The organism is Mesorhizobium ciceri biovar biserrulae WSM1271 (genome assembly GCF_000185905.1).
Lineage (GTDB): Bacteria > Pseudomonadota > Alphaproteobacteria > Rhizobiales > Rhizobiaceae > Mesorhizobium > Mesorhizobium ciceri.
Window position 1 is genome coordinate 804,260 of the sequence record NC_014923.1, and the last position, 22,995, is coordinate 827,254.

The 22,995-nt window shown below is 64.7% G+C and carries 27 protein-coding genes; 11 read left to right on the top strand and 16 right to left on the bottom strand.

What is annotated here, in order from left to right; genetic code table 11:
• Window positions 1-21 precede the first annotated feature (21 nt).
• The 4 genes from mepA to MESCI_RS03780 form a co-directional block, all read right to left on the bottom strand.
• Window positions 22-1,110: a penicillin-insensitive murein endopeptidase gene (mepA, locus tag MESCI_RS03765; RefSeq protein ID WP_013528619.1), complete on the bottom strand. Its 1,089-nt coding sequence runs from the start codon at window positions 1,108-1,110 to the stop codon at window positions 22-24.
• 149 nt (window positions 1,111-1,259) lie between these two features.
• A complete protein-coding gene (locus MESCI_RS03770) occupies window positions 1,260-2,159 on the bottom strand; it encodes an SDR family oxidoreductase (protein WP_013528620.1) in 900 nt (299 codons plus the stop codon).
• Window positions 2,156-3,310 (bottom strand): tRNA epoxyqueuosine(34) reductase QueG, encoded by a 1,155-nt coding sequence (queG, locus tag MESCI_RS03775; RefSeq protein ID WP_013528621.1) that lies wholly within the window; start codon window positions 3,308-3,310, stop codon window positions 2,156-2,158. Before queG ends, MESCI_RS03770 begins: the two co-directional genes overlap by 4 nt.
• Window positions 3,291-3,983, bottom strand: a complete 693-nt coding sequence (locus MESCI_RS03780) for a glutathione S-transferase family protein (RefSeq protein ID WP_013528622.1) — start codon at window positions 3,981-3,983, stop codon at window positions 3,291-3,293. The genes queG and MESCI_RS03780 overlap by 20 nt, the downstream gene beginning before the upstream one ends.
• Before the next feature lie 160 nt (window positions 3,984-4,143).
• Here MESCI_RS03780 and MESCI_RS03785 point away from each other — a divergent pair, with 160 nt between their 5' ends.
• A complete protein-coding gene (locus MESCI_RS03785) occupies window positions 4,144-4,950 on the top strand; it encodes an undecaprenyl-diphosphate phosphatase (protein WP_013528623.1) in 807 nt (268 codons plus the stop codon).
• Between the two features lie 272 nt (window positions 4,951-5,222).
• Here the strand turns inward: MESCI_RS03785 and MESCI_RS03790 are convergent, their stop codons facing one another.
• Window positions 5,223-5,600, bottom strand: coding sequence for a YraN family protein (locus MESCI_RS03790; RefSeq protein ID WP_164755714.1), 378 nt, complete (start codon window positions 5,598-5,600; stop codon window positions 5,223-5,225).
• The gene (rsmI, locus tag MESCI_RS03795; RefSeq protein WP_013528625.1) at window positions 5,593-6,522 is read right to left on the bottom strand and encodes a 16S rRNA (cytidine(1402)-2'-O)-methyltransferase; all 930 of its coding nucleotides are present in this window, start codon (window positions 6,520-6,522) and stop codon (window positions 5,593-5,595) included. The genes MESCI_RS03790 and rsmI overlap by 8 nt, the downstream gene beginning before the upstream one ends.
• Before the next feature lie 134 nt (window positions 6,523-6,656).
• On the opposite strand from rsmI, the gene MESCI_RS03800 reads away from it, so the two are divergent.
• On the top strand, window positions 6,657-6,845 hold the full coding sequence (locus MESCI_RS03800; RefSeq protein ID WP_013528626.1) for a hypothetical protein: 189 nt from the start codon (window positions 6,657-6,659) through the stop codon (window positions 6,843-6,845).
• Between the two features lie 73 nt (window positions 6,846-6,918).
• On the opposite strand, the gene MESCI_RS03805 is transcribed toward MESCI_RS03800, so the two are convergent.
• The 6 genes from MESCI_RS03805 to rph form a co-directional block, all read right to left on the bottom strand.
• Complete coding sequence (locus MESCI_RS03805; protein ID WP_013528627.1) at window positions 6,919-7,356, bottom strand: EamA family transporter; 438 nt, start codon at window positions 7,354-7,356, stop codon at window positions 6,919-6,921.
• Between the two features lie 25 nt (window positions 7,357-7,381).
• A complete protein-coding gene (locus tag MESCI_RS03810) occupies window positions 7,382-7,705 on the bottom strand; it encodes a low molecular weight protein tyrosine phosphatase family protein (protein WP_013528628.1) in 324 nt (107 codons plus the stop codon).
• Window positions 7,706-7,708: 3 nt separating this feature from the next.
• Window positions 7,709-8,872 (bottom strand): radical SAM family heme chaperone HemW, encoded by a 1,164-nt coding sequence (gene hemW / locus MESCI_RS03815; RefSeq protein WP_013528629.1) that lies wholly within the window; start codon window positions 8,870-8,872, stop codon window positions 7,709-7,711.
• Window positions 8,869-9,516 carry an RdgB/HAM1 family non-canonical purine NTP pyrophosphatase gene (gene rdgB / locus MESCI_RS03820; RefSeq protein WP_013528630.1) on the bottom strand — a complete coding sequence of 216 codons (648 nt, stop codon included), beginning with the start codon at window positions 9,514-9,516 and terminating at the stop codon, window positions 8,869-8,871. Before rdgB ends, hemW begins: the two co-directional genes overlap by 4 nt.
• Window positions 9,516-9,926, bottom strand: a complete 411-nt coding sequence (locus tag MESCI_RS03825) for a glyoxalase/bleomycin resistance/extradiol dioxygenase family protein (RefSeq protein WP_013528631.1) — start codon at window positions 9,924-9,926, stop codon at window positions 9,516-9,518. Before MESCI_RS03825 ends, rdgB begins: the two co-directional genes overlap by 1 nt.
• A gap of 183 nt (window positions 9,927-10,109) precedes the next feature.
• Window positions 10,110-10,826 (bottom strand): ribonuclease PH, encoded by a 717-nt coding sequence (rph, locus tag MESCI_RS03830; protein WP_013528632.1) that lies wholly within the window; start codon window positions 10,824-10,826, stop codon window positions 10,110-10,112.
• A 157-nt stretch (window positions 10,827-10,983) separates the two neighbouring features.
• Between rph and hrcA the strand changes: the two genes are divergently transcribed.
• From hrcA to MESCI_RS03860, 6 genes are all read left to right on the top strand, one after another.
• Window positions 10,984-12,081, top strand: coding sequence for a heat-inducible transcriptional repressor HrcA (gene hrcA / locus MESCI_RS03835; protein WP_013528633.1), 1,098 nt, complete (start codon window positions 10,984-10,986; stop codon window positions 12,079-12,081).
• 24 nt (window positions 12,082-12,105) lie between these two features.
• Window positions 12,106-12,303, top strand: a complete 198-nt coding sequence (locus MESCI_RS03840; protein WP_013528634.1) for a hypothetical protein — start codon at window positions 12,106-12,108, stop codon at window positions 12,301-12,303.
• Window positions 12,304-12,401: 98 nt separating this feature from the next.
• A complete protein-coding gene (locus MESCI_RS03845; protein WP_013528635.1) occupies window positions 12,402-13,754 on the top strand; it encodes a PQQ-dependent sugar dehydrogenase in 1,353 nt (450 codons plus the stop codon).
• Between the two features lie 272 nt (window positions 13,755-14,026).
• Window positions 14,027-14,644, top strand: coding sequence for a LysE family translocator (locus MESCI_RS03850; RefSeq protein ID WP_013528636.1), 618 nt, complete (start codon window positions 14,027-14,029; stop codon window positions 14,642-14,644).
• 196 nt (window positions 14,645-14,840) lie between these two features.
• A complete protein-coding gene (gene cysK, locus MESCI_RS03855; protein ID WP_013528637.1) occupies window positions 14,841-15,821 on the top strand; it encodes a cysteine synthase A in 981 nt (326 codons plus the stop codon).
• Window positions 15,822-15,950: 129 nt separating this feature from the next.
• Window positions 15,951-16,577: a glutathione S-transferase family protein gene (locus MESCI_RS03860; RefSeq protein WP_013528638.1), complete on the top strand. Its 627-nt coding sequence runs from the start codon at window positions 15,951-15,953 to the stop codon at window positions 16,575-16,577.
• Window positions 16,578-16,580: 3 nt separating this feature from the next.
• On the opposite strand, the gene MESCI_RS03865 is transcribed toward MESCI_RS03860, so the two are convergent.
• Window positions 16,581-17,825 carry an RNA polymerase sigma factor gene (locus MESCI_RS03865; protein WP_013528639.1) on the bottom strand — a complete coding sequence of 415 codons (1,245 nt, stop codon included), beginning with the start codon at window positions 17,823-17,825 and terminating at the stop codon, window positions 16,581-16,583.
• Window positions 17,825-18,178: a YciI family protein gene (locus MESCI_RS03870; RefSeq protein ID WP_013528640.1), complete on the bottom strand. Its 354-nt coding sequence runs from the start codon at window positions 18,176-18,178 to the stop codon at window positions 17,825-17,827. Before MESCI_RS03870 ends, MESCI_RS03865 begins: the two co-directional genes overlap by 1 nt.
• A gap of 257 nt (window positions 18,179-18,435) precedes the next feature.
• Here MESCI_RS03870 and MESCI_RS03875 point away from each other — a divergent pair, with 257 nt between their 5' ends.
• Genes MESCI_RS03875 through MESCI_RS03885 form a run of 3 tightly spaced genes read left to right on the top strand, consistent with a single transcriptional unit; the run spans window position 18,436 to window position 21,910 of the window.
• Window positions 18,436-19,395 carry a TAXI family TRAP transporter solute-binding subunit gene (locus MESCI_RS03875; RefSeq protein WP_013528641.1) on the top strand — a complete coding sequence of 320 codons (960 nt, stop codon included), beginning with the start codon at window positions 18,436-18,438 and terminating at the stop codon, window positions 19,393-19,395.
• 14 nt (window positions 19,396-19,409) lie between these two features.
• Window positions 19,410-21,530 carry a TRAP transporter permease gene (locus MESCI_RS03880; protein ID WP_013528642.1) on the top strand — a complete coding sequence of 707 codons (2,121 nt, stop codon included), beginning with the start codon at window positions 19,410-19,412 and terminating at the stop codon, window positions 21,528-21,530.
• Entirely contained in the window at window positions 21,527-21,910 is a 384-nt protein-coding gene (locus MESCI_RS03885) for a DUF1850 domain-containing protein (RefSeq protein ID WP_013528643.1), read from the top strand. The genes MESCI_RS03880 and MESCI_RS03885 overlap by 4 nt, the downstream gene beginning before the upstream one ends.
• Window positions 21,911-21,925: 15 nt before the next feature.
• Here MESCI_RS03885 and MESCI_RS03890 read toward each other — a convergent pair whose 3' ends face one another.
• Together MESCI_RS03890 and MESCI_RS32205 are read right to left on the bottom strand one after the other, a co-directional pair.
• On the bottom strand, window positions 21,926-22,387 hold the full coding sequence (locus MESCI_RS03890) for a thiol-disulfide oxidoreductase DCC family protein (protein WP_013528644.1): 462 nt from the start codon (window positions 22,385-22,387) through the stop codon (window positions 21,926-21,928).
• A gap of 179 nt (window positions 22,388-22,566) precedes the next feature.
• Window positions 22,567-22,707, bottom strand: a complete 141-nt coding sequence (locus MESCI_RS32205; protein ID WP_013528645.1) for a hypothetical protein — start codon at window positions 22,705-22,707, stop codon at window positions 22,567-22,569.
• Window positions 22,708-22,995 lie beyond the last annotated feature (288 nt).

The following is a 22,995-nucleotide window of genomic DNA, read 5'->3' on the forward strand; positions in this document are numbered from 1 at the left end:
GAACCGATTGGGCCGTGACCGTCAGTTTCCTGGCGGCCGCGGTCGCGGCAGCGGCACGCCGATCTCGGGCGTCGCCGTGAAGGCGTTCACCGTGCTTGGCAAGCCGGCGGCGGCCGGCGTGGCGGGCAATGACGGCGCTTCGGGTTCGGGTGCGGCAGCCGCGACCGGCACGCCGCCGCCGTGATAGGTCGCCGCCTCGGCGGAAACCGGCCCCGGCGCGTCGAGCACGGCGCGGCATTCGCTCGGCAGGTTCGCCATCGTCATCAGGTCGCGTGCCTTGGGGGCATCCGGGTTCTTGTTGGGCCGCCACGGCTCCTGCGTGAACCACCAGGCCAATGGCTCGCCGCAGCCGTCATCGTCCGGCGTCGCTTCCTGCGCCTTGCAGCCGGGGGATCCCGGCTGACAGCCGATGCGCATGTGAAAATGATAGTCGTGGCCCCAAAACGGCCGGATCTTGCGCAGCCAGCCGCGGTCGCCCCTGACGGTGTCGCAGAGTTTCTTCTTGATGCCCGGATTGACCAGGATGCGCTCGACCTGGCTGTAGCTCGCCGCCCGCTTCAGAAGCCTTGTGTGCGCCGGCGTCCACAGCGCGTCCTTCACCAAATGGGTCTTCTCATCGACCATCAAGGTGGCGCTCATCGATTCGCGCTGCGCCATCGACAGCGGGCGGCTGGGCATCGGCGTCAGCCAGATGTCGGCGTCGAGCCCGATCTGGTGCGAGGCATGCCCGGTCAGCATCGGGCCGCCGCGCGGCTGCGAAATGTCGCCGATCAGCAGGCCCGGCCAACCATCGGCTGCCGCGTCGCGCGACAATTTCTCGATCACCGCGATCATAGCCGGATGGCCCCAGCGACGGTTGCGGGACGGCCGCATCACCTCCCAGGTCGGACCGTCCATGGGAATGGCGACGCCGCCGGCAAAACAGCCCTTGGAATAGAAGCCGATCGATTGCGCCGCGCTCGCGGCTGGCAGTTTCTTGGCGCCGAACAGGTCTTTTGCCCGTTCCTCGGCCGCGGCCGGCCGTACGGCTAGACCGGCAAGGACGAACAGGCCGAGAGCGGCCGCCAGCCTGAATTTTTTGCCGAGAGATGGCTGTATCGGTGTTTTCATGAAACCGGATCCCCACCAGGCCGAATCATAGCATGCAACGCGGAACGCTTCGATCGACAGAGCGGTTCACCGAAACGGTGAACCGCTCTGTCTCTGTTTTGACGCAATCCCGGACGGAGAACCGTGTCACACTTTTCCTGGAATTGCTTTTAGCGCTTCATCGGGCTGCGCGCCTCGCCGTCGCGCCAGTCGTCGCTCGCCCACATATGGTCGAAGGCGGCGCGGTAGTCCGGAAAGCGCAGGGAATAGCCCGCCGCCTTGATCGCCGCGTTGCCGACGCGCTTGTTCTCGCCATAGAAGGACCGCGCCATGGGCGAAAGTTGGGCGGCGTCGAAAGGAATCTCGGGCGGCGGTTCGATGCCCATCAATGATGCGGCATAGGCGACGACGTCCTGCGGCGCCGCCGGCAGATCGTCGGTGACGTTGAAGATGCCGCCTTTATTGCCTTGGATGAGCTGCCACAGGGAGCCTGCTATGTCGTCGCAATGAATGCGGTTGAACACTTGGTCGGGCTTGACCAGCCGCCTTGCGCTGCCGTTTTCCAGATTGACCAGGGCATTGCGGCCCGGCCCGTAAATGCCGGAGAGTCGCAGGATCGCCACCGGCCGGCGAATCTCGCGGCCCAGCTCCAGCCAGTCCTGCTCTGCCGCCACCCGCATCATCGAACGCTTCGACACCGGCCGGCATTCAGCCGTTTCATCGACCCATGCGCCGTCATAATTGCCGTAAACCCCGACCGTAGAGAGATAGCCGATCCATTCCAGCAAAGGCATTTGAGCGATTGCCTCTCGGGCGGCACCCAGCACGGGATCGCCGGCCTCCTCCGGGGCGACCGAGATCAGCAGATGCGTTGTTTTCCGCAATGCATCGCCAATCTCATCCGTCAGCGCACCGTCGAACAACAGCGGGGCGATGCCGGCCTGCCGTAGCGTCTCGAATTTTTCCGGCGAGCGTGTCGTGCCGAAGATCGTCGCGGCGCCTTTGTTGGCCCGAGCAAAAGCCCTGCCCGAATAGCCGGCGCCGAAGATGAATATCTGCTTTTCGCTCATGCATTCGCCCTGGTTGGCCGCGCCAGACGCCATTCGTCGCGCACGGCTTCGTCGCTCTCGGTTTTCAGGCCGAGGGCTGCCCTTTCTGAATATTCGGCATCGGGCACCAGCCGCGCCAGCGCCCAAATTGCCGCGCCCCGCACCAGCGGCGACGGATCGCCGAGCAGCGCAAGCACCGCGCCGGACAGCGACGCTTCGCCGGAATTGCCGGCGGCGATCAGCACGTTGCGGATGAACCGATCGCGGCCGATGCGTTTTATCGGCGAACCGGAGAAGAAAGCGCGGAAGGCCGCGTCATCGAGACCCAAAAGGTCGGCGAGCGGTGGTTCGCGCAGATCATCGCGCGCGGCGAGTTTTGCTTCCGAAGCCGCCCGGGCGAATTTGTTCCACGGGCAGGCGGCTAAACAGTCATCGCAGCCATAGATGCGGTTGCCGATCTTTTCGCGGAATTCGTGCGGAATCGGCCCCTTGTTCTCGATGGTGAGATAGGAAATGCAGCGCCGCGCATCGAGCCGGTAGGGCGCCGGAAAAGCATCGGTCGGGCACGCGTCGAGGCAGGCGCGGCAGGAGCCGCAATGGTCGATTTCGGCGCGGTCGGGCACGAGTTCGGCGGTGGTGAAGATGGTGCCGAGGAACAGCCAGGAGCCGTGCTCGCGGCTGACCAGATTGGTGTGTTTGCCTTGCCAGCCAAGCCCGGCGGCTTCGGCCAGCGGCTTTTCCATGACAGGTGCGGTGTCGACGAACACCTTCACGTCACCGCCGGCGCGGGCAACGAGCTTGCCGGCGATCTCCTTCAGCCGGCCTTTCATCACATCGTGATAGTCGCGGTTTTGCGCATAGACCGAGATCGCGCCGCGGTCGCGCTTGGCCAGCATTTCGCGAAGATCATGGTCGGGGCCGTAGTTCATCGCCAGCACGACGATCGAGCGTACCTGCGGCCAGAGGGCCGTTGGTTCACTGCGGCGTTGCAGCGTCTCGGCGATCCAGTCCATCGAGCCGTGAAAGCCGTCGGCGACGAATTCGGCCAGGCGCGCCGGCGCTAGCGGGATCGCATCGGGGGAGGTGACGGCGACGGCATCGAAGCCGGCGCGCTGCGCCTCCGCGTCGATCAGCGCGCGCAGTTTTGCGGCGTCAGAAGTCGAGGTCCGCATAATGCGACACCGGTGACAGGCCGCGCACCCGGTCGGTCAAAAGCGGCCGAAAGGAAGGCCGCGACTTGACCCGCGTGTACCATTCGCGAGCAGCGCTGTGCTCGCGCCAGTCTATCTCGCCGAGATAATCGAGCACCGACAGCGTCGCCGCGGCCGCGAGATCGGCATAGGTGACCCTCGAGCCGGCCAGCCAATGGCGGGTGCCGGCCAGCCAGTTGGTGTATTTCATGTGCTGGCGGATGTTGGCGCGCGCCGCACGGATCGCGCCCGAGTCGGGCGAGCCGCCGCCCGCCGTTTCCGGCATGACCGGCTTCAGCACGCGCTCACGCACCAGATGGCGGGTGACTTCGCTTTCAGCCTTGTTGAGATACCAGTCGATGAGCCGGCGGATTTCGGCGCGCTGCATCGGGTCCTCGGCGAACAGCCGCTTGTCGCGCTTCAGCACGCCGCGCGTTTCATCGAGATATTCCGATATGACCGTCGCGCCGACGATCGGCACGTCGCCTTCGGCCAGCAGGATCGGCAGCGTGCCGGCCGGGTTCAGCGCCAGGAACTCCTTGCGCCGGGTCCACGGCTTTTCCTCGATCAGGGCCAGCTCCTCGCCATACTCGCCGAAAGCGAGGCGGACGAAGCGACAGGTGGCGAACATGGGGTGGTGGAAAAGCGTCAGCATGGTTCCGCGATGATAAAGCGCACTGGCGAATCGCAGGGCGCACCGGTAAGTCTTGGCCGCCCGGTTAGCGGGCCGTCAGGGTGTTGCGACCTATAGGGGGACTTCAACGCCATGACAAGCAAGCCCTTCTGTCAGCCGTCACGCCAATGCCGAGGTAGCCATGGAAAGCCAGACCATCGTCGAAGCCCTGCTGCTCGGCCTGCTGGAGGGGCTGACCGAGTTCATCCCGGTGTCCTCGACCGGCCATATCCTGCTCGCTGGCCATTTCCTCGGCTTCCACTCGACCGGCAAGGCCTTCGAGATCCTGATCCAGCTCGGCGCCATCCTGGCGATCCTCAGCGTTTATTTCCGCCGCCTCTGGAAAATGCTGCTCGAACTGCCGCACGACCGACTGACCAGGCATTTCGTCATCGGCATCCTCATCGCCTTCCTGCCGGCGGCATTCATCGGCGCGCTGGCGCATGATTTCATCAAGACGGTGCTGTTCGAATCGCCAAGGCTGATCTGCATCATGCTGATCATCGGCGGCGTCGTGCTGCTGGTGGTCGACCGCATGAACCTCAAGCCGGTTTATCGCGACGTCGAGCGCTTCCCGACCCGGCTTTACCTGCAGATCGGGCTTTTCCAGTGCCTGTCGCTCATTCCCGGCACATCGCGTTCGGGCTCGACCATCGTCGGCGCCCTGCTTTTGGGCGTCGACAAGCGCGCGGCCGCTGAATTTTCCTTCTTCCTTGCAATCCCGACCATGGTCGGCGCCTTCGCCTTCGACCTGTTCAAGAACCGCAACGTGCTGAGCAGCGCCGACCTGCCGATCATCGCCGTCGGCTTCGTCGCCGCCTTCGTCACGGCGCTCATCGTCGTGCGCTTCCTGCTCGATTACGTCTCGCGCAAGGGTTACTCGCTGTTCGGCTGGTGGCGGCTGGTGGTGGGCGGTGTCGGGTTGGTGGCGTTGATGATCTGGGGGTGAGGAGTGTTCCGCGTAGCGGCCCTCACGCTTCGTCCCACGGGCGGAGCAAGGAGCGTAGCGACGCGGCACAGACCCGAGGATCCATGCCGCGACGTGGACCGAAGAGCGCAGCGGTAGAAAATAGCCATCACTAGGCTCGCTATCGTCTGCGAAGTCTTTCACTTTCTGCACCGTAGAGGCGCTTAAAGGTCGCGGCATGGATCCTCGGGTCTCCGCGACGGAGCTTCGCTCCTGCTCCGCCCGTGGATGACGAATGAAGGAGGGCGCCCCCTCTAACTCCTCCCGTAAAATGCATTCTCGACATGCACCGGCCAGCGCCAGGGCAGCACGGCGACCATGTCGAAGCGCATCGACAGCCTGCCGTAGTCCGCTTGGCGCGAGAGCCAGATGTCGGCCGCGCCTTCTATGCGACGCTCCGATTCGTGACCGATCGCCTCCATGGCTTCCATCAGCGACCGGCGCGCCTTGACCTCGACGAACAGCACTAGGTCGCCGCGCCGCGCGATCAGGTCGATCTCGCCGAAGCGCGTGCGGTGGCGGCGCGCCAGGATCCGGTAGCCCTTCAGCATCAGCGCTGCCGCCGCCAGCCATTCGCTGCGATGGCCGCGCCGATAGGCTTTTTGGCGGCTGGCGCTCGGGCGTTCAGCCACCGTCGCTTTCTCCCGAAGCATCCTTGAGCTCCAGCAATCGCCGATAGAGCGCCTGTTTCTGGCCGCCAGTCATCTTCGCGGCTTCCGCCGCCGCCTTGGAGGCCGGCATTTCGGCGGCAAGCGACAGAAGCAGACGGTCGATGTCGGCGGGTTCGTCGACCCTGGCCTCGGCCGGACCAACGCAGACGACGATCTCGCCCTTCGGCGTATCGGCCGCAGCATAGTGGTCGGCCAGCGCCTGAAGCGTGCCGGTGCGCATTTCTTCGAAGGTCTTGGTCAACTCGCGGCCGATCGCGGCTTTTCGCTCGCCGCCCAGCGCTTCGACCATGGCACCGAGGGATTCGGCCAGCCGGCGCGGCGATTCGAAGAAAATCAATGTCGCCGGCACGGCTTTCAGTGCCTCCAGCCGCGTCAGCCGCTGCCCGGTCTTCACCGGTAAAAATCCGGCGAACATGAAGGCATCGGAGGGCAGGCCGGATGCGGTCAACGCCGCGAGCGGCGCCGATGGGCCGGGGATAGGCACGACGCGAATGCCGTGGTCGAGCGCCTCGCCGACCAGCCGGTAGCCGGGATCGGACACCAGCGGCGTGCCGGCATCGGAGATCAGCGCCACGCTCTGTCCGGCCTGCAGCGCCGCGATCAGCTTCGGCCCGGCCTCGCCGGCATTATGCTCATGATAGGCTGTGGTGCGGCGGCGGATGCCATAACGGTCGAGCAGCACGCGCGACACCCGTGTGTCTTCGCAAGCGACGATGTCGGCGGCGGCCAGCGTCTCCAGCGCGCGCAGCGTGATGTCGGCGAGATTGCCGATCGGCGTCGCCACCAGATAGAGCGCCGGCTCCAGCGGCCGGGCCGCGATCTCGGTCTGCCCGACCACATAGCTGCGCTTGCCCGTCTCTGCGGTCACTGACGACTTCTCCATTCAGCCCTGTTTGGCACGGCTGACGCGGGCTTGCAAAAGCTGATGCCGATGTAGGGAATTCGCCTTTCCTTTGCCACAGTGGGGAACCAAACCGGCGTTGGCAGATTAGCCCCCTGATTCCGGAGGAGGACAGGATGGACAGCCTCAAGATACAAGACGCTTTCGAACCCTACTACGCCGGCCGCAACCGCGTTGCCACCCCCAGGGACAAGCGCCCGTCTGCCAAGACCGAGCACAGCCTGACCGAAGAGCGCGTCGCCAGCACCTTGCCGACGAACGTCAGCCTTTCCGACAACAAACCCGACAGCACGACGGAGCACTGACCGGACGATGCCCAATCGCTTCGATATCTTCATCACCCGTCTTGAAACGAAGAACGCACGCCATGGCGCGCAACTACCCTCGATAGGCGACCAGCACAGCACCCGCCGCGATAAGGGCGACGCCAAGCCAGTTCGCTCCGGACAACCGCTCGCCGAGAAAGGCCGCGCCAAACACCGCCACAAGCACGACGCTTAGCTTGTCGATCGGCGCCACCTGCGCCGCATTGCCGATCTTCAGGGCGCGAAAATAGCAGAGCCATGAAGCGCCGGTCGCCAGACCGGACAGGGCGAGGAAAGCCCAAGTCTTTCCCGAGATCGTAGCCGGCGACTGGAACTGGCCGCTGGCGAGCAGGATGGCACCGAGCACGATCAGGATGATGATCGTGCGGATGAAGGTGGCGAAATCGGAATTGATGTTCTCGATGCCGACCTTGGCGAAGATCGCCGTCAGGGCAGCGAATGCAGCCGAGAGCAGCGCCCAGAATTGCCAGGAGGATACGGTCAGGTTCATGCGGGTGGCCTTCGCGGATTGCGTCTTAACCGAGATACCGTGAAACGCGTGCCTTCAGAAGGCCAATCAACTCCAGATCCATGAATTCATAATCGTCAGGTATGTCGAGGCAGATCACACGCGCCTTCTTCAGGCTGGCCCTGAATTTCTTCTGCAGCTTGGTGCGGTGCGCCTTTTCCATGACGAAGATGATGTCGGCCCAAGCGACCAGCTCATGCGTCAGCGGCGTGTCGGCATCGTGGTTGGTTCCGGCCGAGGCCACCTCGATATCGCGGCGCGTTGAAAACACCTGTTCGGCGGTCGGGCTGCGCAAGCGGTTCTGGCTGCAGACGAAAAGGACGTTCTTCAAGGGTTAGCGCGCCAGATCGGCGACCACCGCGTCGAGCACGATCATGCCGGCGGCCGTGGCGCGCAGGCGCGCATTGCCGATCGGCGCCACCAGCCCTTCGCCCTGCAGCATCGACAACCGCGCGCTCGACAGGCCGCGCCCGGAGAACGCCTCGTAGCGGGCGAGGTCGATGCCTTCGGCCAGCCGCAGGCCCATCAGCAGGAATTCGTCGGCCTCTTCCGAACGCGTCAGGATCTCGCCGCCGGTGACGCCATGGCCCTTGGCCTCGACCAGATTGGCCCAGGTTTCCGGCATCCGCTCGGCGATTGTCACCGTGCGCCGGCCGTTCTCGACGAAGCGGCCATGCGCGCCCGGCCCGACGCCGACATATTCGCCATAGCGCCAGTAGGTCAGGTTGTGCCGGCTCTCGGCGCCCGGCCTGGCGTGGTTGGAAATCTCGTAGGCCGGCAGGCCGTGTGCCGTGGTGATCTCCTGCGTCAGCGCATAGAGGTCGGCGGCATGGTCGTTGTCGGGAATGATGAATTTCTTCGCCGCATGCAGCGCGTGAAAGGGCGTGCCTTCCTCGATGGTCAGCTGGTAGAGCGACAGATGGTCGGCGGCATGGCCGATCGCCTGTTCCAGCTCCGATGCCCAAGCCTCCGGCGTCTGGCCGGGGCGGGCGTAGATCAGGTCGAAGGACAGCCTTGGGAATATTTCCCGCGCGAGGCCGATGGCGTGCAGGGCCTCTTCGACATTGTGCAGCCGGCCGAGGAAGCGCAAATCCTTGTCGTTCAGCGCCTGCACGCCGAGCGACACGCGATTGACGCCGGCTGCCCGGTAGCCGCGAAAGCGCTCGGCCTCGACCGAGGACGGATTGGCCTCCAGCGTCACCTCGATGCCGGCAGGCACAGTCCAGTTCTTCGCCACGGCGTCCAGAACCCTGGCCACGGTTTCCGGCTTCATCAGCGAGGGCGTGCCGCCGCCTAGAAAAACGCTGGTCACCTCGCGCGGCCCGGTGCGCTCGCGCATCGTCGCCAGTTCGGCCTCGAAGGCGGCGGCAAAGCGCTCCTGGTCGACCGGCTGGTGGCGGACATGGCTGTTGAAGTCGCAATAGGGGCATTTGGCCGCGCAGAACGGCCAGTGGACATAGACGCCGAAGCCGGGCGTCCGGTCGAGCAGCATGCTCATGCCGAGCCCAATCTCGCCTTGGCGAATTTCTGGAAGGCGCGGGCGCGGTGCGACAGCGCCGTCGGCTGGCCGGGCTTCCAGCCATGCTTTTCCTCGGCGCTCATTTCGCCGAAGGTTTTTTCGAAGCCATCGGGCAGGAACACAGGATCGTAGCCGAAGCCGAGCTCGCCGCGCGGTGGCCAGACCAGCGTGCCCTCGGCCTCGCCGCGATAATATTCCGCCTCGCCGTCGGGAAACGCCAGGCAGATGACGGCGACAAAGCGTCCCTTGCGCTGCTCCGGCAAGGCGGCGCCGACCTCCTGCAGCGCCACTTCGGTGCGTTGCATGGCCATGCCGAAGTCACGCGAACCGTCCGGGGTTTCGGCCCAGTTGGCGGTGTAGACGCCGGGCGCGCCGTCAAGCGCGTCGACGCACAGGCCGGAATCGTCCGATAGCGCCGGCAGGCCGGTCGCCTTGGCGGCGGCGAGCGCCTTGATGTAGGCGTTCTCCTCGAAGGTGGTGCCGGTCTCGTCCGGCTCCGGCAGGCCATACTCCCTGGCCGACTTCGCTTCGAAGCCGAACGGTCCCATCAGGTCGGCGAATTCGCGCAGCTTGCCCTCATTATGGCTGGCGACGACGATCTTCTTGCCATCGAGAGAATGCATCAAAGGCCCCAGATTCGTGGCTCGGCGAATTCGATCGAATTGCCCGAGGGGTCGCGTATATAGATCGAACGGCCGCCCTGCGGCCACTCGAATTCGCTCTCGATGGCGATCTTCTTTGCCTCGATATGCGCTTTCCAGCCGGCGATTTCATCGGCGGTCGCCGCAAAGCAGAGATGACCTTGGCCGACCGCGCCATGCGGCGGCACCGGCAGTCTCGCGCCGGGCGCCGGCGGGATTTTGGTTGCCTCGGCGTTGAAGACGAGCAGCACGCCGGGGCCGCAGCGGAAGAACAGGTGGCGGCCGTCGACCTTGCCGAGGAGATTGAGGCCGAGGATGTCGGTGTAGAAGGTTTCGGCGGCGGGCAGGTCTGTGACGTAGAGGGCCGATTCCAGGATCGCGGAGGGTGTCACGAGGCGCCCCCCTCTGGCCTGCCGGCCATCTCCCCCTCAGGTGGGGAGATTGGCAGCTTCTGCATTGCCGCGCACCCTACAACGCCGGAGATTGGCGAAGCCCTAGACGACATCCGATCTCCCCACTTGAGGGGGAGATGGCCGGCAGGCCAGAGGGGGGCGCTCAGGCTCGACATCTAAAAACTAAGCCACTGCCATCTGCTGCAAACTCACCAACCGCTGGATGCCTTTCTTGGCCAGGCCCATCAGGTCCGCGAACTGCTCCTCGGAGAAAGGCTCGCCCTCGGCGGTGCCCTGGATCTCGACGATGCCGCCCTTGCCCGTCATGACGAAATTGGCGTCGGTGCCGGCCGCGGAATCCTCGATATAGTCGAGGTCGATGACCGGCTGGCCGTCATGGATGCCGCAGGAGATCGCAGCGACATGATCCTTCAGCACCTTGGCGACGCTGGCCATCTGGCGCGCTTCCATCCAGCGCAGGCAGTCATACAGCGCCACCCAGCCGCCGGTGATCGAGGCGGTGCGGGTGCCGCCATCGGCCTGGATGACGTCGCAGTCGACGGTGATCTGCTGTTCGCCCAGCGCCTGCAAATCGACCACGGCGCGCAAGGAGCGGCCGATCAGCCGCTGGATTTCCAGCGTGCGGCCGCCCTGCTTGCCGGCCGAAGCCTCACGGCGCATGCGCTCGCCGGTCGAGCGCGGCAGCATGCCGTATTCCGCCGTCACCCAGCCCTTGCCGGAGTTGCGCATCCAACCCGGCACTTTTTCCTCGAGGCTGGCCGTGCACAGGACATGCGTGTCGCCGAACTTCACCAGGCATGAGCCTTCGGCATGCTTGGAGACGCCACGCTCGAAGGAGATGGCACGCATTTCGTCGAATTGGCGTTTGGAAGGGCGCATTCAGGGCTGCTTTCTTGTCATTTTTCGGAATCTTGGCCGGCTTGTAACCGCATGGGACGCGTGGCGCAAAGGAAAATGGCCTGACGATCGGACACAGACACCGGGTTGCGCGGGTGCAGTGTAAGTCTATATCCTTGGGCCGGAGGTTTTTGGCCGTATGACCAAGGCAGTCGATCCCGCTTCGCAGTCGCCCGCGCTTCAGTCGCCAGTATTCCAGGCGCTCGACATGCGTTCCCGCGACATCTTCCGGCGCATCGTCGATTCCTATCTCAGGGACGGTGAACCGGTGGGATCGCGCAGCCTGTCGCGTATCCTGCCGTCCTCGCTGTCGCCGGCGACCATCCGCAACGTGATGAGCGACCTCGAGCATCTCGGCCTGATCTACGCGCCGCACATTTCGGCCGGCCGGCTGCCGACACAGGCCGGCCTGCGTTTCTTCGTCGATGCCTTCATGGAGCTTGGCGACCTTTCCGACGAGGAGCGCCGCGCCATCGAGGCACAGGTGCGGGCGTCCGGCTCCGGTGCGACGCTGGAGCACATGCTGACCGAGGCCAGCCAGATGCTGTCGGGCATGTCGCGCGGCGCCGGCCTGGTGCTGGCCGCCAAGAACGAGGTGGCGCTGAAGCACATCGAATTCATCCAGCTTGAGCCGACGAAGGCGCTGGCGGTGCTGGTGTCGCAGAATGGCGACGTCGAAAACCGCGTCGTCGACCTGCCCGCCGGGATCACCGTCTCGCAACTGCACGAGGCCTCGAATTTCCTCAACGCCCATATACGCGGCCGCACGCTGGCCGAGGCGCGGATCGAGATCGCTCGCATTAAGGAAGAAACCAGGGCCGCGCTCGACACGCTGTCGCAGGACCTGGTGGAGAAGGGGCTGGCGGTGTGGGCCGGCGCCGACAGCGGCCTGCCGGCACGGCTCATCGTGCGCGGGCGTGCCAATCTGCTTGAAAACGTTACCGCCCAGGCCGACATCGAGCTGCTGCGCCATCTGTTCGAGGACATGGAGACGCAGGACGGGCTTATCCAGCTGCTTGACCTCGCCGAGCAGGGCTCGGGTGTGCGCATCTTCATCGGCTCGGAAAACAAGCTGTTTTCGCTGTCGGGCTCGTCGCTGGTCGTCGCCCCCTATCGCGACAAGGATGCCCGCGTCGTCGGCGCGCTCGGCGTCATCGGCCCGACCCGGCTGAATTACGCGCGCATCGTCCCAATGGTCGACTATACGGCGCAGCTGATTTCACGCATGCTGCGCTGAGCTGATCCAACCGAGGAGACGACGATGGCGCTCGAAGAATTCAAGGCCCGGATCAGCCTGCTGCTGGAGGAGATGGTCAACCAGCCGGAAGACCAGCACGAGATCCAGGAGCAGCTGCGCGAAAAGCTACGGGAAATGCGCGCCATGGGCCTGCCGCTGCCGGCTGACCTCGTCGAGTTGGAAAAACGCCTCGACGACGATTTCTACGCCGCCGGGACCTGAACCGGAAAACCGCAAGCTTCCTTCACCTCATCGTGTGCCGTGGAACGATCGACGAAACCGGTCGTTCCTGTTTTCACGCCCGAACACTGGAGGACCGAATGATGCGTTTTGCCGGCCCCGCACTTTCCGCCGCACTGTTTCTCTCGACCGCTTCATTCGCCCAGCAGGCGGACGAACCGGTGCTGAAAGGCGCGGCTGCCTTCGGCGACTGGCGAGCGGACAAGCCGGGCACCCGCCGGCTGATCAGACCGGATGATCTGCCCAAGCCCAATGCCACCCGGTCGACCTCGAACAGCGCCGGCATCGCGGACATGCCGGCAGACGCGAAGCTGCAACTGCCGCCGGGTTTCTCGGCCGAGCTGGTTGCATCGGGCATCGACAATCCACGCGTCGTACGCGTCGCACCGAATGGCGACCTGTTCGTCGCCGACAGCAAAGCCAACCAGGTCCGCATCTATCGCCTCGCCGAAGGCCGTGCGAAGCCGGCGCAGGACCGCATCTTTGCCGGCAATCTCAACCGGCCCTATGGCATTGCCTTCTATCCGCCGGGCGCTGACCCGCAATGGGTCTATGTCGCCAACAGCGACAGCATCGTGCGCTTTGCCTACCGCAATGGCGACCTGAAGGCCTCCGGCGACCCGGAAACCATCGTCGGCAACATCCCCGCCAGTCATCACTGGACCCGCGATATCGCCTTCTCGCCGGACGGCAAGACGCTTTACCTTTCGGTCGGCTCGGGATCGAATGTCGCCGAGGACATGGGCCGGGAGCCGAGAGGCGGACTCGATGCCTGGGCGAAATCGCAGCCGCTGGGTGCAGCCTGGGGTTCTGAAGACGGCCGCGCCGACGTGCTGGCCTTCGATCCCGATGGCAAGAACGGCCGCATCTTTGCCGCCGGCTTGCGCAACTGCTCGGGTATGACTGTGCAGCCGGCGACCGGCGCGCTGTGGTGCGTCGTCAACGAACGCGATGCGCTTGGCGACAATGTGCCGCCCGAATACGCGACCGTGGTCAAGGAGGGTGCTTTCTATGGCTGGCCCTGGTACTATATCGGCAACAATGAGGATCCGCGCCACAAGGGTGAGCGCCCCGATCTTGCCGGCAAAACGACCGTTCCCGATGTGCTGATGCAGGCGCATTCGGCGCCGCTCACCATCGCCTTCTACGAGGGGAAGAGCTTTCCAGCCGAATATAAAGGCGATGCTTTCGTCGCTCTGCACGGGTCATGGAACCGCGGCAACAGGACCGGCTACAAGGTGGTGCGGTTGCTGTTCAAGGACGGCAAGCCGACCGGCGCGTATGAGGATTTCATCACCGGCTTCGTCGTTTCCAACGGTGAGGTCTGGGGCCGGCCGGTCGGCGTGGCGATTGCGAGCGACGGTGCGCTGATCGTCAGCGAGGACGGCAACGGCACCATCTGGCGTGTCACCCATGGCGACGGTCCGTCCTGATCTGCTCAGGTAACGCAGGCCCCCTCACCCGGATTGCCAACCGAATTGCGAAGAGCAATTCGGGACAATCCGACCTCTCCCCGAGGGGAGAGGAGTCAGCAGACGCTGGCGCCCGTCTCTTCTCCCCTCGGGGAGAAGGTGGCCGCGAAGCGGCCGGATGAGGGGGCTTCGTAAGGCGAGCCCTCGATATCTGGTGCAATAGAATCCGGCCCCAGGGAATTCAATCTTGGCCTGTCCCATGCAATAAAACGCTCTGATCCGAGACCAGTGCCATGACCCTTACCGGATTCCTCGCCTATAGTGCGGCCCTCGGCATCGCCGCCGCGATTCCTGGTCCCGGCATCACCGCGCTGGTCGCCCGTGCGCTCGGCTCAGGCTTCCGCTCGTCGCTGGCGATGTCGTTTGGCCTGATGGTTGGCGACATCACCTATCTGACCGCCGTGGTGCTTGGCCTCGCCTTCGTCGCACAATCCTTCGGCATGGTTTTCCTGGCCATCAAATGGCTCGGCGTCGCCTATCTCGCCTTTCTCGGCTGGCGCTTCTGGAACAGCGGCATCACGCCCGAGACCGTCGAGGCCGGAAAAGGCAAGGGCGGCTTGCTGTCGAGCTTTGCCGCCGGCCTGACCGTTACCCTCGGCAATCCGAAGACGATGATCTTCTATCTCGCGATCACGCCGACCATCGTCGACCTGAAAACCATCACGCTGGCGGATTACGGCATCCTCGTCGCGCTGACCGTTGTCGTGCTGTTGGTGGTGCTGGTGCCGTATCTGGCGCTGGCGGCCAAGGCGCGCTGGTTTCTGAAATCGCCCCGCGCGCTCAAGGCGCTGAACCGCACGGCGGCCGGCTTCATGGTCGGTGCTGCTGCAGCGATTGCCGCTCGGCAATAGAGAGCTTTCCGCCAAAGCATTTCGCAAACGGGCCTTTGCGAGAAATGCTTTTCCGGGACGGCACGGTTTTAGACACAGGTCCCACTCGGATATTTTCAGCCGACAGTCTATCTTGCGCGACCGAAGGCCCTATCTTGCCGGCTGCAATTCCACTGCCTGAAATCCTTACTCGCCTGAAGTTCTGGGAGCGAAACAAATGAACAAGTCCGCCACATCAGCCCGCGTGCCCGGCCGCGGCCGCGTCTACAATTCCATCACCGATACGATCGGCGACACGCCCCTGGTGCGGCTCGACAAGTTCGCCAGGGAAAAGGGCATCGTCGCCAATCTCATCGCCAAGCTCGAATTCTTCAATCCGATCGCCTCGGTCAAGGACCGCATCGGCGTGGCGATGATCGAGGCGCTTGAGGCATCAGGCAAGATTTCTCCCGGCAAGACAACGCTGATCGAACCGACGTCGGGCAACACCGGCATCGCGCTTGCCTTCGCCGCCGCGGCCAAGGGCTACAAGCTGATCCTGACGATGCCCGAAACAATGTCGGTCGAGCGCCGGAAAATGCTGGCGCTGCTCGGCGCCGAGCTGGTGCTGACCGAGGGTCCGAAAGGTATGAAGGGCGCCATCGCCAAGGCCGACGAACTGGCAGCGACGATCCCCAATGCGATCATCCCGCAGCAGTTCGAGAACCCGGCCAATCCGGAAATCCACCGCACGACGACGGCCGAGGAAATCTGGAACGATACGCATGGCGAGGTCGATATCTTCGTCGCCGGCATCGGCACCGGCGGCACCATCACCGGCGTCGGCCAGGTGCTGAAGAAGCGCAAGCCCTCCGTGCATGTCGTCGCCGTCGAGCCCGACTCCTCGCCGGTTCTGTCGGGCGGCCAGCCCGGCCCGCACAAGATCCAGGGCATCGGCGCCGGTTTTGCGCCCAAGATCCTCGACACGACGATCTATGACGAGATCGTCAAGGTGTCGAACGAGGATTCGGTGGCCAATGCCCGCCTCGTCGCCCGCCTCGAAGGCGTGCCGGTCGGCATCTCTTCGGGCGCCGCCCTGCAGGCGGCCATCGTCGTCGGCTCGCGGCCGGAGAACAAGGGCAAAAATCTTGTGGTGGTCATCCCGTCCTTCGCCGAGCGCTATCTGTCGACAATCCTGTTCGAGGGGCTGGGATCGTAGTCCGACGCTCCTTCGCGTCCAAGCTGGCCCGCTGAAAAAACGCGCGTGGCCGCCATCGGCGGCTTGAGCGCGGCACCGCTTCCGGTTCATATCGCCCCGGCCTGCTTTGCGCGGCCGGGGGAGAATTCTATGTACAAGCTTTATACCCGTCCTGGCAGCGGCGGCTTCGTCGTCGAGGCAGCGCTGGCGTTGGCGAATGCACAGTTCGAGCAGATCGACGTGCCGAAGACCGACCGGCCCGACCCCGCCTTCCTCGACATCAGTCCGTTGAACCAGGTGCCGGTGCTGACCTTGCCGGACGGAAGCTCGATGACGGAATCGGCGGCGATCTGCATCCTGCTTGCCGAGCGTCATCCCGATGCCAATTTGGCGCCGGCAGCAGACGCGCCTGCCCGCGCCGATTTCCTGCGCTGGATGGCCTTCATGTCGTCGGTGCTCTATCCGGCGGTGCTGCGTTTCTACTACGCATACCGCTACACTGCCGATCCCGAAGGCACCAAGGCGGTCAAGCAGGCAGCCGTGGCCGAGATGGACCGTGGCTTTGCCGTTCTGGATGCCGCGCTCGAAGGCCGTGACTGGCTGCTCGGCGACCGGATGTCGCTGGCCGACATCTATCTGGTCATGCTGGTGGCCTGGCATCCCGACATCGACAGCGCGCGGACGGCATGGCCGAACATTGAACGCCTGTGGGCGCGGCTGCGCGACCATCCGCTGATGAAGACGCTCAACACCTCGCACGAGATGTGGCCGGGCTGAAGCTCAATTTCTGAGCACTGCCCGCTTTTCCTGCAGGAAGCGGCGCACCGCCGGGTCGCGCTCGAGGCCGATCGCCCGGTCATAGGCTTCGCAGGCTTGCGGTACCTGACCAAGCCTGGCCAGGAGACCGGCGCGTGCGGCCCAATAGGGCTGATAGTCATCAAGCCGTTTGTCGTCGCCCAGCACGTAGAGGGCCGCCAATCCCGCCACTGCGCCCTCGGCCTCGGCGATCGCCACCGCGCGGTTTATCGCCACCACCGGCGATCCTGCGATCGAAAGCAACGCATCGTAGAGCTCGCGGATCGCCGCCCAGTCGGTGCGGCCGGTCAGCCGTCGTGCCGCATGCGCGGACTGCACGGCCGCCTCAAGCTGGTAGCGGCCGATGATGCCCTTGGCCGCGGCGTTGGAAAGCAGCGCCTCCGCCTCATCGATCAGGGCGCGGTCCCATAGAAGGCAATCCTGTTCCGCCAGCGGCACGAAGTCGCCGGCGGCGCTGCGCCGTGCGGCGCGGCGCGACTCAGCAAACAGTATCAGCGACAGGAGGCCCAGCGCCTCCGGCTCCTCCGGCAACAGCGAAGCCACCAGCCGGCCGAGCCAAATGCCTTCGGTCGCCAGATTGCGCCTTCGTGTCTCGGTGCCCGCCGGGTCGGACCAGCCTTCGGCGAAGGCGGCGTAGATCGCTTCCAGCACCGCATCCAGCCGTTCGCCGAGTTCGGCCTGCTCCGGCACGCGGAACGGAATACCGGTTTCACGGATTCGGGACTTGGCTCGCACCAGGCGCTGGCCCATCGTTGCCGGCGAGACCAGGAAGGCGGAAGCGATCGTCGCGGCGTCGAACCCCAGCACCGTCTGCAGGATGAGCGGCGAACGCACGCTCGATTCGATCGCCGGATGGGCGCAGGCGAACATCAGCCGCAGCCGCTCGTCGGGCAGGTCTTCGTCGGTCATGCGCGCCTCCGCTTCCTCGGCAATCAGCTTGAGATGCTCGCGGCCGGCCTCGCTGGTCAGCCGGCGCCGCACCGCATCGACGCGGCGCCGCCTTGCCACCGCCAGCAGCCAGGCTTCCGGTTTCTTGGGTACGCCGGTTCTTGGCCAGCGTTCGAGGGCGGCGGCAAAGGCATCGGCCAGCGCGTCCTCGGCTGCGGCCACGTCGCGCGTGCGGGCCGCGAGCCAGGCGACAAGCTTGCCGTAGCTTTGCCGGGCGGCGGTTTCCGCTGCCGCCCGCGCGATCTCCAGGCCACTTTCCATCACATGGTCTGTTCCCAGATCGGCCGCAGCTCGACCGTGCCGGCGCTGGCCGCGGGGCAGCGCGCCGCCCAGGCGATAGCGGCATCGGCATCCTCGGCCTCGATCATGTAGAAGCCCGCAAGCTGCTCCTTGGTGTCGGCATAGGGGCCATCGAGCACGTTGGTCTTGCCATTGACCATCCGCACCGAAGTGGCGGCCTGGGTCGGCTTCAGCCGGTCGCCGGCCAGCCAGGCGCCGGATTTCTTCAACGCATCGGTATACGCGCCATAGGCAGCGCTGATCTCGTAGGTCTTATCGGTCGGCGCGGCCGCCATCGCGGCTTCATTGACGTAGATCAAAAGCATGTATCGCATGGTCTTCTCCCGTTGTTTCGAAGGCTGCTTCGTTTGCGAGCCGGACGTATGTCGCGCGGCCCTGGCCGATTTCGACAGGCATTGGAAAAATCTTTCGGCTCCGAAGACATTTCACGCAAGCGGCCATCTGTGCATCCCGCACTCAACCATTCGTCTAACGCATGGGATTGCGGGTTGGCATTTCCATCTCGCTGTCTAAACTCGCTTCTGTTCGCGTCAGGGAGGTGATGCGGCTGCTATTTCAGGGAGGAAATCAGATGTTCCATTTCAGGACGAAACTTGTTGCGGCCGGCGCCGTGGCGCTGTCGCTTGGCCTGAGCGCTGTTTCAGCCAAGGCGCAGGAATTCATCAATGTGCTCACCGGCGGCACATCTGGCGTCTATTATCCGCTCGGCGTGGCACTGTCGGAAATCTACGGCAAGGGCATCGAAGGCGCCCGCACCCAGGTGCAGGCAACAAAGGCTTCGGTCGAAAACCTCAATCTGTTGCAGCAGGGCAAGGGCGAGATCGCGTTTGCGCTGGGCGATTCCGTGAAGCTGGCCGCCGAAGGCAATGCCGAGGCCGGTTTCCCCGGCAAGCTCGATAAGTTGCGCGGCATCGCAGCCATCTATCCCAACTACATCCAGATCGTCGCCAGCCGGGAGTCCGGTATCACGACGCTGGCCGACCTCAAGGGCAAGAGCCTGTCGGTCGGCGCGCCGGCCTCCGGCACCGAGCTCAATGCCCGCGCCATCTTCGCCGCCGCCGGGTTGAAGTATGAGGATCTCGGCCGGGTCGAGTATCTGCCCTTCGCCGAATCGGTCGAGCTGATCAAGAACCGGCAGCTCGACGCCACGCTGCAATCGGCCGGACTCGGCGTCGCCTCGATCCGCGACCTCGCCACCTCCGTGCCGATCAATGTCGTGGCGGTGCCGGCCGAGGACGTCGCCAAGATCGGCGCGCCCTATCTGTCGGTGGTCATTCCCAAGGGCACTTATGAAGGCCAAAGCGAGGATGTCGCCACCGCCGCCGTCGGCAATTTCCTCATCACCCGCGCCGATGTCTCCGACGAGACCGCCTACCAGATGACCAAGCTGATGTTCGACCATCTCGACCAACTGGCCGCGGCGCATGCCGCCGCCAAGGCGATCGACCCGGCCAAGGCGCTCGACGGCATGCCGGTGCCGCTGCACCCCGGTGCCGAGCGATACTACAAGGAGAAGGGCTTGTTGAAGTAGGGCGGGTCCGTCGGATGACCGAAGCAACGTCTGGAACATCAACCGACGGCAAATCCGCCACCTTCCATCTGCCTGCCGTCGAAGAACAGGTCGAAGGGCTGCCGCCGGGCTTCGGCGACGGCCTTGCGGGCAAGGCCGCCTTTCTCATCGCCGTCGCCTTTTCCGTGTTCCAGATCTATGTCGCCGCCTATGGCAGCATTCCGAGCCAGGTGGTGAGGGCCATGCATGTCGGCTTCCTGCTGCTGCTCGGCTTTGGTCTGATCGCCAATCTGCGCGCCAAGAGCATGCCGGCGAAAGCCGCGTTCTGGACGCTCGGGGCGCTCGGCTTCGGCACCGGCCTCTACAATTGTGTGTTCTACACCGATCTCATCCGCCGCTCCGGCTTCCTGACCACGCCGGACCTCATCGTCGGCGCGGTGCTGGTGGTGCTGGTCTTCGAGGCAGCGCGGCGGCTGATGGGCCTGCCGCTGGCGGTCATCGCTTTCATCTTTCTCGCCTACTGCTTTTTCGGCAACCATTTGCCGCCGCCGCTCATCCATCGCGGCTATGATTTCGCCCAGCTCGTCGACACCTTCGCCTACGGCACCGAAGGCATCTACGGCACGCCGATCTATGTCTCGGCCGCCTACATCTTCATCTTCGTCGTCTTTGCCGCCTTTCTAGAACGCGCCGGCATGATCGCGCTGTTCAACGATTTCGCGCTTGGCCTGGTCGGCTCGTGGCGCGGCGGCCCGGCGCAGGTCTGCGTGCTGTCCTCGGCGCTGATGGGCACCATTTCCGGCTCGGGCGTCGCCAATGTGGTGGCCAGCGGCCAGTTCACCATCCCGCTGATGAAGCGCTTCGGCTTCCGCTCGGCTTTTGCCGGCGCCGTCGAGGCGACCTCCTCGATGGGCGGCCAGATCATGCCGCCGGTAATGGGTGCGGTCGCCTTCATCATGGCCGAGACGCTGAACGTGCCTTATGCCGAAGTGGTCAAGGCGGCGATCATCCCGGCGCTGCTCTATTTCGGCGCCTGCTTCTGGCAGGTGCATCTGGAAGCCGGCAAGGCGGGCCTGCACGGCATGGCCAAGGCCGAGCTGCCCAATCCGTGGGACGCGGTGCGGCAACACTGGCCGCTGGTGCTGCCGCTGGCCGCGCTCATCTACCTGCTGTTTGCCGGCTATACGCCGATCTTCGCCGGCACGATGGGCCTGGCGCTGACCATCGTGCTCATCCTCGGCACGCCGTTGGCGGCAGCGATCGGGCCGCTGGCCTTCCGCATCGTCTTCTGGATCGCGCTCGGGCTTGCCGCCGCTTCGTTCATGAAGTTCGGCGTCAACCTCCTCGGCCTGGTGATCGCCGCACTGGTCGTCGCCTGCTTCACGTTCAAGGGCGGCCGCGAGACATTGCAAATCTGTGTCGACTCGCTCGCCGAAGGCGCCAAGAACGCGCTGCCGGTCGGCATTGCCTGCGCCATTGTCGGCATCGTCATCGGCACGCTGACGCTGACCGGCATCGCTTCGACCTTCATCGGCTGGATCATCTCGATCGGCGAGGACAATCTGTTCCTGTCGCTGGTGCTGACCATGGTCACCTGCCTGGTGCTGGGCATGGGCATTCCCACCATTCCCAACTACATCATCACCTCGTCGCTGGCCGGGCCGGCGCTGCTCGAGCTTGGCGTGCCGCTGCTGGTCAGCCACATGTTCGTGTTCTATTTCGGCATCATGGCCGATTTGACGCCCCCGGTGGCGCTGGCGGCGTTCGCCGCCGCACCGATGGCCAGGGAAAGCGGCCTGAAAATCGGCATCCAGGCGACCAAGCTGGCCATTGCCGGCTTCGTCGTGCCGTTCATGGCGGTCTACACGCCGGCGCTGATGCTGCAGGACGCAGGTCCGATCGCCGCCCAGTTCGGCTATCCCGTCGAGGTCGCCTACATCGTCGCAAAAGCGTGCATGGGCATCGTGCTGTGGGGTGCCGCCGCCGTCGGTTTTCTGGTCACCCGCATGGCGTGGTGGGAGCGGCTCGTCGCCTTCGCGGCCGGCGTGCTGCTGGTCGCCGCGGTGCCGCTCACCGACGAGGCCGGCTGGGTGCTGGCGCTGGCCTGGATCGGCTGGCACTGTTTTCGCGCGCGGCAGGCTTCAGTCAGAACATGAGCCTGTGCATCCTGGCCGCGGGCAAGACGGTAACGCTCTCCGTCGCCGCCTTCACGCTGTCCTGGACGCATTCGGTGGAACGGACGCGCTGGCAAGAAGACTGGAAGGTCACGTCCTCCGGCCTGCGGGTGGTCGAAGCCCGGATCGAGGGCTCGGGCGCCGGCATGGAGCCACCGGAAGGCGCGGTGCTGAAGGAGGGTTGGTGGAGCTATGCGCCTGATGTCGGCCCGCAGCGGCGCGTCGTGCTCGCCGCTTCAGGTGCAACCAGCGACGGCTGGACACTGTGCACGGTTCAGGGCTGCCGGGAATTGGGGAGGACGGCAGGCGGACCGATCGTGCTCGAGCCGTGCCGGCCGGATGGCACGAGCCAGCCGCGGTAGCGCATAGCCACACCCTCAGCCAAGGAACCGCTTGCGCAGCTCCGGAGAAGGAATGTCGCAAGCATCCTTCCTGCCGAACAGGGCGTAGCGGTTCCTGGCGATGCGATCATAGAGCCAACCACGCAGCGGGCGCGGCAACAGCAACAGTGCCTTGGCCGCCCGCCAAGGCCAGCCGAGTTCCGCCATGACGGCGACAAAACTGTCCAGCCGCGTGAAGGCGACGCCGTCGATCAGGACGAGATTGGTTTCGTAAGAGTCGGTGCGCAGTCCATGCTTCCGGAACAGCGCTTCACCGAAGGGCGACTGCGCGGTGGCGAAGCGGAAACGGCCTTGGCGGTCGAGCCTGACCACCATGCGCACGAAACCGGAGCAGAGCACGCAGACGCCATCGAAAACGATCAATGGATGGCGTGAGTCGAGAACTGTTTCGAAGGGACGAGTTGACTGGGGTCGAACTGGTTGAGGATGGTCCGTCACGCTGGCCTCGGCTGCTCGTGTCCTATGACACTAAGCCGGCCAGCGATGGTATCAAAGCCGTGGCGATGTCGCACGGCGCCTGTCGGCGAGAGCGGGACGCTCGGCGCGATAGGTGGTGGCGCGGGTAGAGGCGGCCGGCCTGCAGATCCGGCTGTTGTGGCGATTTTCGAAAGCCATGATCAGTGCGCGCCCAGCGAGTTGCCGCGACGGGCGCAGGCCGGGCCGGGGCCGCGCATGTAATAGCGTTCGGGCCGGTAGGTCGGCGCGACGAATTCGCGGATGGCGGCGGCATAGCCGATGAGGTGCGCGAGGAAGTTCATTACCTTGTCCCTGTCCCGATTTTCGGATGTCCCTTCCGAATTGCGGTCATCATAGCGTCGAGGCGTGAATAGTCGGTGAACGTGATGTTAATATCTGGTCGAAAATGCCTTGCTTCGTGGCTGGAATGCGGCTGATTCGGGGTCTTTCCGTGCAGTTGGTTGGCATTCCGGCCAATGTGACTTCTGCATCACATATGTTTCGTTTGAATGTCGCCTGCGCGCGGTTCTGTTTCAACTTTTGCCGAGCCCGCGAAATTTCCGTGCTGGCGGCCAGAACCACTCAGGCGG